Source organism: Nocardia higoensis (assembly GCF_015477835.1).
GTDB classification, from domain to species: domain Bacteria; phylum Actinomycetota; class Actinomycetes; order Mycobacteriales; family Mycobacteriaceae; genus Nocardia; species Nocardia higoensis_A.
Genome location: NZ_JADLQN010000001.1, coordinates 1,306,000 through 1,319,183 on the forward strand (window position 1 = coordinate 1,306,000; position 13,184 = coordinate 1,319,183).

Sequence of the window (13,184 nt, forward strand, 5' to 3'; positions counted from 1 at the left end):
CCCTTCTCAGCTCGAGGATGCCACCGAAGCGGCCCACGCGGCGAACGCGCTCGGATTGCGGGTCTGCAGCAATACCCGGCCGGGCCCGATGAAATCGAAGACGAAACCCTCACCGGATTTCAGTGACTGGATCGACCGGCCCGACACCGCCCGGCGGATGGTGAAGTTCATCGTCAGGTCGTAGGCGACGACGTGCCCGGTGTCGATGGTGATCGGCTCCCCCGGCGGCAGGTCGATGACATCGATCGCACCGTACACGCCGACCACCGCCTCACCCTCGCCGTGGGCTCGCAGACCGAAGCCGCCCTCACCGCCGAACAGGTTCGCGAACCCGCCCCACTTCCCCTCCACGGTAACCCCGTGAGAGTTGGCGATCCAGCCGCCACGATTGATGTAATACGGCCGGTCCGGCGTGATCGTCAGGCTCAGCATGTCACCGGGCAGCGCGGGCGCGACATCGACCCAGCCACCCTGCGGCGGCGCGGTGAAGGTGGAGATGAAGAAGGACTCCCCGGCCAGCACCGACCGCTTCAACCCCGCCAGGATCCCGCCTTCGGCCTTTGCTTGCAACGTCACACCGGCCGAATGGGCGAGCATCGCACCGCTCTCGACCCGCATCGGCTCCCCGCCCGCCAGATAGCAGCGAGCAACGGTCGAGGCGGGATTGTGGCGCAGTTGTACCTTCATGTTCCCGGACCCTACCGCGAGGCCACGCTCAACGCTGTCCCCCGCGAACTCGGCGGGCCCCTTCGGCGAATTCGTCCAGAGCGCGCACGATCTCCTCGGCCGCCCAGATACGGTTGCGCGCTCGTGCCTTCGGAGCCCGCAGCACGCCGGCGTCGACCAACCGGTCGATCGCCCGCTGCGCCGCCACATCTGTCACGCCGAAGGTCTCTCGCACGTAGGCGTTGCCGACGACCGGCTGCGCGGCGAGCCTGTCGATCAGCGGCCACACCACCGAGTCGCGGCGAGCGGTGACGGCGGCGCGGTAGCCGTCGCGGATCTCGCACAGCCGCGCCACGAGCCGATCGCCGCTGTCCACGGCGAAGAAGGTGGCATCGACGAACTGTCGGACTATCGGCACCGGATCTCCGGCCCGGTACCTGGTCAGCGCCTCGAAGTAGGCGGAGGTGTCGACGAGCAGCCCGGCCGACAGCGGCACCGTGACGTGGCGGATGAGCCCGCGGCGGTGCAGCATGGCGTGCACCAGGGCCCGGCCGGTCCGCCCGTTGCCGTCGGTGAACGGGTGGATCGTCTCGAACTGGGCGTGCGTGAGTGCGACGTGCACCAGACCCGGCACGTCGGTCCTGGCGACGAAATCGAAGAGGTCGGCCATCGCCGTGGGCACCCGAGTGTGATGCGGCGGCACGAATACCGCACCGTGCGGACCGAGCGCGGAACCGCCGATCCACACCTGCTGGTCCCGCCATCGTCCCGCATTGCCCGGATCGGATTCGGACAGCAGGGCGTGGTGCATCGCCGGCACCGAGGACTCGTCGATCTCACGGCTGAGCGCCAGTGCCGCTTCCATCGTGCGGACATTGGCGGTGACGATCCGCGCGTTGCGGTTGGTGTACTCGCCGAGTCCGGCCAGCGCGAGCTGACGGGCCCCCACGGTGAGATTCTCGATCTGCGAGGAGGCCGCGCTCTCGGTACGCAACAGCACCGCGCTCATCGGGCCCGCTTCGGTACCCAGCGCGCGATGCGCGTCGAACGGCGATGACCCGAACGACGCGCGACGAACCGGTCAGCCGAGTTCGCGCAGCGCTTCCTCACTGCGGGCGACGATCGCGCGGCCGTCGCCGGTGAGCACGATGGGCCGCTGGATGAGCTTCGGATGCGAGGCCAGTGCCTCGATCCAGCGCTCGCGGTCGTCCGGGGTGCGCCCCCACTGCGCCAAACCGAGGTCCTTGGCGGGCTGCTCGCCGGTGCGAGTGATGTCCCACGGCTCGAGGCCCAGACGATCCAGTACCGCGCGCAGTTCCTCGGCGGTGGGCGGCTCGTCCAAGTAGTTGCGAATGGTGTATCCCCCGGCCTGCGCGTCCAGGTGCGCGAGCGCTGCTCGGCTCTTGCTGCACCGGGGGTTGTGCCAGATCTCGGTCTGCCCTGCGGTCATCGCCCCAGCCTAGTACTGGGGCGCATCGGCTCAGGATCGCGCCACAGCCGAACAACGGGCTGCCCATGGCCGAGGAAGACCCGGCGCAAGAAGGGCGGGGCTCACACGGGAATCGGCGCCTTCGGAAACACGAACGAGAAAAGAACCGACCACAGCGGCGGTCTCCGCCCAGCGACGAGCAGCGCCATGCGTTCCAGCGAATGCTCGAGCGAGAGGGCTTCGACCCGCCTCACCGCGGCGGCACCCCGCTCGCTCAAACCCCGCACCATGACATCCACCTCACAACGGACCAGTGTCCCGGCCGGAGCGGGGTCGAGCGTGTAGCTGACCAGCCGTTCGTAATCGACACCGACCCGCCGTTCGGCTCCGGGCCGCGCATCGCGGTATCGACGAACCACCCGGCGTGGCTCGTCGACCAGAACCTGGCCGTACACAGTGGTACTCATCGACGAACTGGTCCTCATGGTGAACACATACAGACCACGCTCCTCGGCGAGCCGGATATGCACCTTGCCGCCGAGCGCCCACGTGCGTATCGAGTCCGGATCGGTGAGACAGCCCCGCACCCGATCCGGCGGGGCGGGCAGTGACACCTGCCCCGAGATGCGGTAGTGACCGTCGCCGAGAGATTCGCCGACCATCCTGGCCTTGTCCGCCGCAGGCCTCGTCATCGACCACCTCCCATGAAGCGACCACCGGCCGCGATCCCGATGCGGGATCGCGGCCGGTGGTCCGCCTCGTCCTTACAGGTACTGGCCGGTGTTGGACTCGGTGTCGATCGCCCGGCTCGCACTGGCGTTCTTGCCGGTGACCAAGGTCCGGATGTAGACGATGCGCTCGCCCTTCTTGCCCGAGATCCGCGCCCAGTCATCGGGATTCGTGGTGTTGGGCAGGTCCTCGTTCTCGGAGAACTCGTCCACGATCGAATCGTAGAGATGCTGGATGCGCAGGCCCGGATTGCCGGTGTCGAGCACCGCCTTGATCGCGTACTTCTTGGCCCGGTCGACGATGTTCTGGATCATCGCGCCGGAGTTGAAGTCCTTGAAGTACAGGACTTCCTTGTCACCGTTGGCGTAGGTGACCTCCAGGAAGCGGTTGTCCTCGCTCTCGGCGTACATCCGGTCGACGACCCGCTCGATCATCGCTCGGACGCAGGCCGCCTTGTCCCCGTTGAACTCCTCCAGGTCGTCGGTGTGCAGCGGCAGATCCTTGGTGAGGTACTTGGAGAAGATGTCCTGCGCGGACTCCGCGTCCGGACGCTCGATCTTGATCTTCACATCGAGACGGCCGGGACGCAGGATCGCGGGGTCGATCATGTCCTCGCGGTTGGACGCGCCGATCACGATGACGTTCTCGAGCCCCTCCACACCGTCGATCTCCGAGAGCAACTGCGGCACCACGGTGGTCTCCACGTCCGAGGAGACACCCGAGCCACGGGTACGGAAGATCGAGTCCATCTCGTCGAAGAACACGATCACCGGCGTGCCCTCGGACGCCTTCTCGCGAGCCCGCTGGAAGATGATCCGGATGTGGCGCTCGGTCTCGCCCACGAACTTGTTGAGCAGCTCGGGGCCCTTGATGTTCAGGAAGAACGACTTGGCTTCCTTGGCATCCTCACCGCGCGCTTCGGCGATCTTCTTGGCCAGCGAGTTGGCCACCGCCTTGGCGATGAGCGTCTTACCGCAGCCGGGCGGACCGTAGAGCAGCACGCCCTTGGGCGGGCGCAGCTCGTATTCGCGGAACAGGTCCTTGTGCAGGAACGGCAACTCGACCGCGTCGCGGATCTGCTCGATCTGCCTGCCGAGGCCGCCGATGTCGGTGTAGTCGACGTCGGGCACCTCTTCCAGCACGAGGTCCTCGACCTCTGCCTTGGGGATGCGCTCGAAGGCGAAGCCGGCCTTGGTGTCGACCAGCAGCGAGTCGCCCGGCCGCAACCTGCGGATGGGCGAATCGGGATCCTCCAGGTCGTCGACCTCGGCGACCTTGGCCAGCGGACCCGCCAGCCAGACCACCCGCTCCTCGTCGGCGTGGCCGACCACCAGGGCCCGGCGGCCGTCGTCGAGGATTTCGCGCAGGGTGCCGATCTCACCGACCGCGTCGTAGTCGGTGGCCTCCACGACCGTGAGGGCTTCGTTCAACCGGACGGTCTGACCGTAGGCCAGCAGGTCGGTGTCGATGTTGGGTGAACAGGTCAACCGCATCTTCCGACCGGAGGTGAACACGTCGACGGTCTGATCCTCGTGCACGCCGATCAGCACGCCGTACCCGCTCGGCGGCTGGCCCAGCCGATCGACCTCCTCCCGCAAGGCGACCAGCTGCTGACGTGCCTCTTTGAGGGTGTCCATCAACTTGGTGTTGCGAATGGTCAGCGAATCGATGCGGGCTTCCAGTTCCCGTGCCTGATCCGGCGAGTCGGCCAGTTGCCTTCGGAGCGCAGCCACCTCGGCGCGTACCGCCTCGAGCTCTCTCCAGGCCGCCGAATCCGAATTCTCGATGGGGCTCATGTGCTGCTCCTCCCAGTCCCGGTCTTACAACGCTACCGGGCGCGAACCGTTCTCGCCCTGCGACATTGTTTCTTCGTGATCACATCTGCCTTGCGATCGGCGGCGGAACTACCATGTTAGCCTCCCCTAACCCGCCCGGGGAGACAATCCCCCGCACCGCCGAAAGGTTGCTGAACATGCACCGTCCCACCCGATCGCTGCGCGCAGGCATCGTCACCGTCACCGCCACCGCCGTCGTCGCCCTGACCGTCGGACTCGTCGGCTGTTCGGACGACGAATCCAACAATACGGCCGCGACCGGCAGCGCGGTGGCGACCGGTGCGGCATCGGCCACCACCGGCGCGGGGGCAGGCACCGGCACGGACCAGGAGGGCCACTCACACGACGCCCCCGCCCCCGCGGAACTGCAGGCCACCCTCGACCAGTTCACCGACCCGGCGAAGCCCGCCGCCGAGAAGACCGGTCTCGTCGTCGACGGTGACAAGCGCGCCGCCAATATCGAGGCCATGAACGCCGCTCTCGGCGGCTACGGCACGCTGAGCTTCACCGTCGGCGATGTCGTTCTCGAAGGCGAGACCGCGACCGCGCAGGTCGTCATCACCTCGCCGCACGGCCCCGCGCCCGCGATGCCGCTGACCTGGCAACACGAGGACGACCGCTGGAAGCTGTCGGACGCGAGCGCCTGCACCCTGCTCGGCTTCGCCAAGGCACCCTGCCTCGCCTGAGGCGATCCCGGCGGGCCCGGGTCATCTCCGTGCCGGGGCCCGGCGATCGTCCTCAGCCCTTGGAGGGGCGCCGCTGCGGCTTGGGGGTGACCACCCCTTCGGCCAGGCGCCGCGCGCTGACCAGGAACGCGGTGTGCGCCTGCATCCGGTGCTCCGGGCGTACCGCCAGTCCCACCACGTGCCACGGTCGCACCATCGACTCCCACGAGCGCGGTTCGGTCCAGCACTCCTGCTCGCGCAGCGCCTCCACCACCTTGGACAGCTGCGTGACCGTCGCCACATACACGATCAGCACGCCACCGGGGATCAGCGCCTTGGACACCGTCGGCAGCGCGTCCCAGGGCGCGAGCATGTCCAGCACCACCCGGTCCACCGGCTCGCCGTCGTAGTCGGCCACGTCGCCGATGGTCAGCGACCAGTTCGACGGCCGCTCGCCGAAGAACCGCTCGACATTGCGCACCGCGTGCTCGGCGTGGTCCTCGCGGATCTCGTGCGAGATCACCTGGCCCTGCGGCCCCACCGCGCGCAGCAGCGAGCAGGTCAGCGCACCCGAGCCCGCGCCTGCCTCGAGCACCCTGGCGCCGGGGAAGATGTCGCCCTCGTGCACGATCTGCGCGGCGTCCTTGGGGTAGATCACCGCCGCGCCGCGCGGCATGGACAGCACGTAGTCGACCAGCAGCGGCCGCAGGGCCAGGTACGGCGTGCCGTTGGTGGAGTTCACCACGCTGCCCTCGTCCGTCCCGATCAGGTCGTCGTGGGAGATCGCGCCGCGATGGGTGTGGAACTCCTTGCCCGGTTCGAGGATGACCGTGTGCAGGCGTCCCTTCGCATCGGACAGTTGCACCCGGTCCCCGATGGCGAATGGCCCGGTCCGTCTGGCCGTCATGAAACTCCGTTCCCTGTGATGTCAGTGCCGCCGGATAGCCTGCCAGGTATGTCAGCGCCCGCCTCCACACCCCCTGCCGAGCCCCATATGTCGCCACCCGCTCGCGCCCGCAGGCCGGCACTGTCGCCCTCGCGGGCAACGGATTTCAAGCAGTGCCCGTTGAAGTACCGGTTGCGTGCGATCGACGCGATCCCCGAACCGCCCACGCGCCGAGCGGTGCGCGGCACGGTGGTGCACGCGGTGCTCGAAGACCTCTACGGACTACCCCAGCACGAGCGCGCCCGCGCCCGCGCCGACGCGCTCGTCGAACCCGCCTGGATGCGGGTACTGGCCCAACAGCCCGAGATCGCCGAGGTGCTCGCCGCCGAGAGTACCGAGCCGTTCCTGGCCGAGGTGCGGGCCCTGCTGGACAACTACTACCGGCTCGAGGATCCCACCCGCTTCTCCCCGGAATCGCGGGAGGCGATGGTCGAGGTGGAATTGGCCGACGGAGTCCCGGTGCGTGGCTTCGTCGACCGTATCGACGTGGCGCCGACCGGGGAACTGCGGGTGGTCGACTACAAGACCGGGCGCGTACCCGGCCCGACGCAGGAGACCAAAGCGCTGTTCCAGTTGAAGTTCTACGCCCTGGTAGTGCTGCGCACCCGCGGCATCCTGCCCACTCAGCTCCGGTTGCTCTACCTGGCCGACGAGCAGATCCTCACCTATACCCCCGACAGCGAGGAACTGGATCGTTTCGAGCGCACGCTCGGCGCGCTGTGGGCTGCCATCCTGGACGCGGGACGCACCGGCGACTTCCCGCCGAACGTCAGTTGGCTGTGCGGCTATTGCGACTACAAGCCGCTGTGCCCGGCCCACGGCGGCACCCCGCCGGCCTATCCGGGCTGGCCGGAGACGGTCGGCGAGTCCTTCGAACAGGTCGAGGCCGAAGCCGTCTCCGACTGACCTGCGCCGGACCGGACGCCGAAGGTACGCGAGAGCAGCACCGACAGCCCCGGGCCACAACAGGATTCACCGCCGACGCCGAACCGGACACCGGACGGGGAAGGTCAGAACGCGCGGCAGGAACGGATGTCGGTGGCCAGGATCGCCTTGGCGCCCAGATAGGCCAACTCGTCCATGACGTGGTTGGACTTGTTGCGCGGCACCAGTGCCCGCACCGCCACCCATGCCTCGTCGGCCAGCGGCGAGACCGTCGGCGACTCCAGACCGGGCGTGATCTGCACGGCCTTGTCCAGCAGGTTCTTCGGGCAGTCGTAGTCCAGCATCAGATACTGCTGAGCGAAGACCACGCCCTGGATGCGGGCGATGAGCTGGTTGCGGGCGCGGTCCTGCGCGTCGGAGCCGATCCGTTCCACGAGCACGCCCTCGGAGTCGCACAGCGACTCACCGAAGGCCACCAGATTGTGCTGGCGCAGCGTGCGGCCGGAGCCGACCACATCGGCGATGGCGTCGGCGACACCGAGCTGGATGGAGATCTCGACCGCGCCGTCGAGGCGGATGACCTCGGCCTCGAGGCCGCGCTCACGCAGGTCGGCGCGCACCAGGTTCGGGTAGGACGTGGCGATCCGCTTGCCCGCCAGATCGTCGACCTTCCATTCGGGGCCCGCGGGGGCCGCATAGCGGAAGCTGGAGCGCCCGAAGCCCAGGGCGAGGCGTTCCTGGACCGGAGCGCCGGAGTCGAGGGCCAGGTCGCGGCCGGTGATACCGAGGTCGAGTTCGCCGGAGCCGACGTAGACGGCGATGTCCTTGGGCCGCAGGAAATAGAACTCGACCTGGTTCTGCGGGTCGAGGACGCTCAGTTCGCGCGAATCGGTGCGTTTGCGGTAACCGGCTTCGGAGAGGATGGAGGTCGCCGATTCCGACAGCGAGCCTTTGTTGGGGACTGCTACGCGCAGCATGGGGAACAGTGTCCTTCCGGAAGGTGGAGGTATCGAGCGGAGAACGCGACCGTCACAGATGTCGGTACACGTCGTCGAGCGTCAACCCCCGGCCCACCATCAGCACCTGGACCCAGTACAGCAACTGCGAGATCTCCTCGGCCAGGGAATCGTCGCTCTCGTGTTCCGCGGCCAACCAGACCTCGCCCGCCTCCTCGAGAACCTTCTTACCCTGGGTATGCACGCCGGCGTCCAGGGCGGCCACGGTGCCGGACCCCTCGGGACGAGTGGCGGCACGATCCTGCAGCTCGGCGAACAGGGATTCGAAAGTCTTCACGGGTCCACATTCTCTCAGATCCCGGCATCCGCCCCGCACACGCCACCGGGTTCACTCCGCGGGCACGCGCGCGCCCGGTCCCTCGCCTCGGGAATCGGCGGCGGACCGGGCGCGGGTGAGCCTCAGCGCGCCGGTGTCACTGCGGCGCAGCCAGCAGCGCGGCCAGTTCACTCACCGCGATCCGCAGCTGATCGGCGAAGGCGTGCATCTGATCGGCGACCGCGGTCGGGGTGGCCAGGTACAGGTTCCAGCGATCCGGCAGCAGCACGTAGGCGATGCCGATGCAGCGTGGGCTGGTGGAGCCGAAACCGAAGTACTCGATGTTCACCGACGGCGCCGAGCTGGTGCTCAGGTAGTCGTCGCGCATGATCGTCCAGCCGGGGCTGTCGTAGAGCGCGATCGGCTCGGTGACGCCGAGTTCCGCGCCGCGGCGGCGCTGGATCCACTGCAGCTCCCACAGGTGCTGCTCGGGTGCGTCGCCGGCCTGGCACTGCTGGGCCCGGGCCACGTGCGCGTCGGCCGCCGTGCGGGCTGCGGCCAGCTTCGTCTCGTGATCGACGTCCGGGTCGACCATGGCGTCGACGAAGGCGATCATCTCGGGGGTGATCACACGCATCGCCTCGGTACGGCCGTTGCGGTACTGGCGGGTCGCGATGGACTCGTAGGTCGCTCCGGTCAGGCCCTTGCTGCGGCGGTGCGCGAGCTGGTAGGCGAGCTGGGCGAAGGCGTCCGGGGAGATCTTCAGCTTCTTGGCCTCGGCGGTGCCGAACTCGGGGAAGCTGACCGTGGTGGTCGCGTTGGCGGCCGCGTAGTCGGCGAAGTCCTTGGCGGCGGCCTTGATCCGCTGACGCAGTTCGGCGTCGAGGGTGAACTCGATCGGCGCCACCGCGGGCGTGCCCTGTGACCGCGCCCCCGCCGCCTCGGCGTGGTCGGCGGCCGTGCGCTCGAGCAGGGTGTCGACGAAGGACAGGATGGTGGTGCCGTCCAGCCCGCAGTGCTCGACATTGATGCCGGCGCTGCCGTCGGCGAAGACGATGAACGACACCGACTTGTCGAAGTAGCGGTTGGCGCTGTCGCCGTGCAGCAGCTGATCGCAGGCGTGCAGGGAGTCGCGAGGCGCGAAGTCCTCGAGACACACACAGAACAGCGCGGTCTCGATGGTGTCGAGCGCGGCGGCGTCGGCCGGCTCCGCCCGCAGCAGTTCCCGATCGGCGGCCCATTCGGCGCGAGCCTTGGTGGTCAGGTGTCCCACGGAGGTGTCGGCCTCGGCTGCGGTAGCGCCCGCCTCGAGCACCGCGCGCACACCCTCGCCGAGCTCGTCGAGGGTGTGCGGCACACCCTCCGGACCGATCACCTCGAGCCGGAAGACGTTGCCCCGATGGAAGACAGCGATATGGCGTTCCTGCGACGGGCCCGGCCACTCGTCGGTGTAGGGAACCCGCACGGAGTCCTGCTCGGCGCCGGGGATGCGGGTCTCGGAGAACAGGTACTTGTTCTGCCACATCGACAGCCGCTTGCCACGCTGGGTCGCGGGCGGGATCTCCTCGCGGTCCAGCGCCAACTTGTAGTCGAGGGCCGCGAGCACGATGGCGGCCGCGCGCGAGACCTGATCGGAGGCGGTGGAAGCGGCCAGGGTGGTGTCGTCGCGGAAGAGGAAGAAGAAGTTGGCGTTCAAGGCGATCCGATCACGCCTGCCCAGGTAGCGCGAGGGCCAGAACTGGTCGAGCCAGCTGCCGACGCCGGGGGTGGCGTCGTATTCGGCGAGCGCCGCGTGCAGTGTGCGTCCGGGCCCGTCGGCGCTGAGCAGTTCGGCCACCGCCGCCTCGGTGGTGGCCAGTTCCTCGGCGGTCAGCAACGGCGAGCACCACTGCAGGAAACGCTCGGCGCTGGCCTCGAGCGTGGGCAGCGGAACGCGGGGCAGTTCGTCTTCGGCGGCGAAAGTGCGTTCGGTCAACTCGGTTCCTCGTATCGGGGTGAGTGCGCCGCGCCACGGGTGCGCGGGCGGGTCTACGGAAGGGGTTCACTCGTGCCGGGAATCACGCTTGTCCACGATCCTCGGTCACGCGACGGCGTTTCGCCAACCGCCTTCGAGCGGGTCCGCGCTCGGGCGTGGCGCCCCGGACGGTGACCGGGGCGCGGCGTGGGCAGTTCTGATCTCAGAAGCGGCGATCGGGGTCGGGCCGGGAGAGGAACAGGCGAGCGCACAGCCAGCCTTCGCTTTCGTGTCGCGCGGTGTCGATCCCGTTGTCGGCCAGCGCGGTCAGCACGTGCTGCTGCTCGACGGGTGAGGCGAAGCGCCGTTGCTTGTACAGGCCCGGGGCCTGTTCGGTGCGATATCCGAGCGCGTCGAGTTCGGCCGCGATCGGCGTGAAATCGAACATGCGCAGCACGAAATGCGCCATCCACGGCAGCCGGTCGGGCCGCGCGGCGGCGATCCTGGTGATCGTCTTCTCGGTGACGTAGCCGATGCATCCGGTGGAGACGACCAGATCGGCCCCGGCGAGCACGGCCCGCTGTTCATCGGTGGGGTCCGCGGCCTCCAGGTCGGCGTGCACCGCCTCGTGCAGCAAGCCCGCCTGCTCGGCGTACTCGAGGGCCGGGCGGGAGGCGTCGATGCCGAGGAAACGGACACCGGGCCAGGCGTCTCTCGCGGCGAGCCGGGCACGGTCGCGCTCGACGAGCGCGGCACGATCGGCCTCGCCCGCCGAGCGGTAGTGCTCGGCCAGTTCGGCGATGGTGGTGTCGAAGCGCAGGAGCGCGGCGTTCACACCATAGGAACAGCCGATGTCGAGCACCGTGACCGGTTCGGCGGCCTCCGGGGAGCCGTACGTCGCGGCGCGGAACTCCCGGATCTGCTGTTCGAAGAAGGGCTTGGCCAGTTCCGGAATGCGATAGTCCAGTTCGGACATCCGGGCGTAGTACTCGCGGGGATCGGGACGGTCGTAGATGTCGTCGAACGAGGCTTTCCCGGTGGTGTGCAACGGCACTGGCACGTGTCTCGGTTTCCCTTCGGGTCGGAACTTGCTCAGTCGAGTAGTCGGTCGCTCCGGACCGCCTCGGCCGCGGCGATGTGATCCGGCAGAACGCGCCCGAAGAGCTGACGGGTGCGTTCGATGGTGCCGATGACGCCGGGCCGGTCGGTGTAGGCGAAGATCGCCGAATGACGTTGCGTGGCACCGGAGACCGTGGAGACCCGGTGCAGTGAGTAGCGGCCCTGGAACAGCTGCAGATCACCGGGGCGCAGATCCAGCCTGCGCACGAGGTGGTCGCCGGAATCGGTGAGCACGGCGCGCACGTCGTCGAGATGTTCGTCGTCGGGTGTGCGGATGTTCGGGCAGTACTCGAAGATCCCGCCGTCGTCGGGCCCCCTGGTCAGCATGCTGACCGTGAATTCGTTGGTGTCGAAGTGCCACGGGTGCGACATGCCGGGAGCCACCACGTTCAGGCACAGCCCGGCCAGCGGATCGGCGTATTCGTGCAATTCGGCACGGCCGAAGCAGTCGGCGACGAACCGCTGGAAGAACTCGTCCACGTAGAGGCGATGGATCAGCGCGTCGGCGGGGATCCGGTCGCGCGGCACGAAGGCGTTGCCGCGCTCGAGCACGATGCGGCCGGGATGCCCCTCGGGCAGTGCGGCATCGAGCGGGATGTTGTAGGCGTTGACCTGTTCGGTGCGGTAGTAGGCGTGCGGCGCCATCTGCTCGCCCTGCTCGCGCAGGGTGTCGACGAGCTCGGGCCGGATGAATGCCCGCAGCACGGTGCAGCCCGACTCCGCGAGTTCGGCGCGCGCGGCCGAGACCGCCGCCTGCCACCGCGCACCTCCCGGCTCCCGCAGCGGATACCTTGCGGTGTCGACGATTTCATCCAACACGCCGATCGATGCCATATCGACATTGTTATGCACGGCGTGTCGAACACGCCCGGGTTTCGGAAAGATCATCGGTGAATACCGTCACAGCGGTGATATTCCAGCTATCCGGCCCCAGATGCCTTGCCATGCAGTCGGTTCCATCTCGGCCGACCGCGGATCTCATCGGGTGAGCAGCAACGCCTCGTGCAGGTGGTCCACGGTCAGGCCGACGAGGGATTCGCGCAGCACCCGTCCCGGACCCGCGGGCACGGGGATCTCGCAGGGCACCACGATCACCGCGCAGCCCGCCGCGGCCGCCGCCCGAGCGCCGGTCGGCGAATCCTCCACGGCCACACAGTGTCGCGGGTCCACGCCCAGCAACTCCGCGGCACGCAGATAGGGATCGGGTGCGGGCTTGCCCTCGGGCACCTCGTCGCCGCAGACCGAGACGTCGAAGTGGTGCCTGCCGATGGTGTCGAGACCGAACTCGGTGAGCGAGCGCACGGTGTTGGTGACCAGCGCCGTGGACACCCCGACCGACCGCACCAGTGCCAGCGCGTCGGCCGCACCGGGACGCCACGGGATCGGGCCGGTCATCAACTCACCTACCCGCCACTCCAAGAACTCGGCGGCCTCGGCCAGCGCCCGCGGAGTCGGATCGGCGCCGAGACCGTTGAACACGATTCGCAGCGCGTTCGGCCCGGACGCACCGATCAGCGCGTGCCGCAGCTCGTCGGTCATCACGCCGCCGAGTTCCACCGCGAGCTCGCGCACCGCGATGTCCCACAGCTTCTCCGAATCCAGCAGCGTCCCGTCCATATCCCACAGGACCGCGGCGAGTCGCCCCGTCATCCGCCGTTTTTCCCCTCGTCCCGACCGTCCCGGG

The 13,184-nt window shown here is 68.5% G+C and carries 14 protein-coding genes; 2 read left to right on the forward strand and 12 right to left on the reverse strand.

Annotated elements, in window-relative coordinates; all coding sequences use genetic code 11:
• Nucleotides 1–6: 6 nt before the first annotated feature.
• The 5 genes from IU449_RS05800 to arc all read right to left on the reverse strand — a co-directional run bounded on the left by IU449_RS05800 (nt 7) and on the right by arc (nt 4,620).
• Complete coding sequence (locus tag IU449_RS05800; RefSeq protein ID WP_195000889.1) at nt 7–687, reverse strand: TIGR00266 family protein; 681 nt, start codon at nt 685–687, stop codon at nt 7–9.
• A 28-nt stretch (nt 688–715) separates the two neighbouring features.
• On the reverse strand, nt 716–1,675 hold the full coding sequence (locus tag IU449_RS05805; RefSeq protein ID WP_195000890.1) for a Fic family protein: 960 nt from the start codon (nt 1,673–1,675) through the stop codon (nt 716–718).
• 72 nt (nt 1,676–1,747) lie between these two features.
• Nucleotides 1,748–2,116 (reverse strand): arsenate reductase family protein, encoded by a 369-nt coding sequence (locus IU449_RS05810; protein WP_195000891.1) that lies wholly within the window; start codon nt 2,114–2,116, stop codon nt 1,748–1,750.
• A gap of 101 nt (nt 2,117–2,217) precedes the next feature.
• A complete protein-coding gene (locus IU449_RS05815; RefSeq protein ID WP_195000892.1) occupies nt 2,218–2,787 on the reverse strand; it encodes an SRPBCC family protein in 570 nt (189 codons plus the stop codon).
• 72 nt (nt 2,788–2,859) lie between these two features.
• Complete coding sequence (gene arc / locus IU449_RS05820) at nt 2,860–4,620, reverse strand: proteasome ATPase (RefSeq protein ID WP_195000893.1); 1,761 nt, start codon at nt 4,618–4,620, stop codon at nt 2,860–2,862.
• Nucleotides 4,621–4,796: 176 nt separating this feature from the next.
• On the opposite strand from arc, the gene IU449_RS05825 reads away from it, so the two are divergent.
• A complete protein-coding gene (locus IU449_RS05825; RefSeq protein ID WP_195000894.1) occupies nt 4,797–5,345 on the forward strand; it encodes a hypothetical protein in 549 nt (182 codons plus the stop codon).
• Nucleotides 5,346–5,397: 52 nt separating this feature from the next.
• On the opposite strand, the gene IU449_RS05830 is transcribed toward IU449_RS05825, so the two are convergent.
• Complete coding sequence (locus IU449_RS05830; protein ID WP_195000895.1) at nt 5,398–6,231, reverse strand: tRNA (adenine-N1)-methyltransferase; 834 nt, start codon at nt 6,229–6,231, stop codon at nt 5,398–5,400.
• A 48-nt stretch (nt 6,232–6,279) separates the two neighbouring features.
• Between IU449_RS05830 and IU449_RS05835 the strand changes: the two genes are divergently transcribed.
• A complete protein-coding gene (locus tag IU449_RS05835) occupies nt 6,280–7,176 on the forward strand; it encodes a RecB family exonuclease (RefSeq protein WP_195000896.1) in 897 nt (298 codons plus the stop codon).
• Between the two features lie 104 nt (nt 7,177–7,280).
• Here IU449_RS05835 and hisG read toward each other — a convergent pair whose 3' ends face one another.
• From hisG to IU449_RS05865, 6 genes are all read right to left on the reverse strand, one after another.
• Nucleotides 7,281–8,132 (reverse strand): ATP phosphoribosyltransferase, encoded by an 852-nt coding sequence (gene hisG / locus IU449_RS05840; protein WP_195000897.1) that lies wholly within the window; start codon nt 8,130–8,132, stop codon nt 7,281–7,283.
• A gap of 52 nt (nt 8,133–8,184) precedes the next feature.
• Nucleotides 8,185–8,448: a phosphoribosyl-ATP diphosphatase gene (locus IU449_RS05845; RefSeq protein ID WP_040796837.1), complete on the reverse strand. Its 264-nt coding sequence runs from the start codon at nt 8,446–8,448 to the stop codon at nt 8,185–8,187.
• Nucleotides 8,449–8,584: 136 nt separating this feature from the next.
• Nucleotides 8,585–10,402, reverse strand: a complete 1,818-nt coding sequence (locus IU449_RS05850; protein WP_195000898.1) for a choline/carnitine O-acyltransferase — start codon at nt 10,400–10,402, stop codon at nt 8,585–8,587.
• Nucleotides 10,403–10,604: 202 nt separating this feature from the next.
• On the reverse strand, nt 10,605–11,441 hold the full coding sequence (locus IU449_RS05855) for a class I SAM-dependent methyltransferase (protein ID WP_195000899.1): 837 nt from the start codon (nt 11,439–11,441) through the stop codon (nt 10,605–10,607).
• 32 nt (nt 11,442–11,473) lie between these two features.
• On the reverse strand, nt 11,474–12,334 hold the full coding sequence (locus IU449_RS05860) for an arpA protein (RefSeq protein WP_195000900.1): 861 nt from the start codon (nt 12,332–12,334) through the stop codon (nt 11,474–11,476).
• A 144-nt stretch (nt 12,335–12,478) separates the two neighbouring features.
• Complete coding sequence (locus IU449_RS05865) at nt 12,479–13,150, reverse strand: HAD family hydrolase (RefSeq protein WP_195000901.1); 672 nt, start codon at nt 13,148–13,150, stop codon at nt 12,479–12,481.
• Nucleotides 13,151–13,184: the final 34 nt, after the last annotated feature.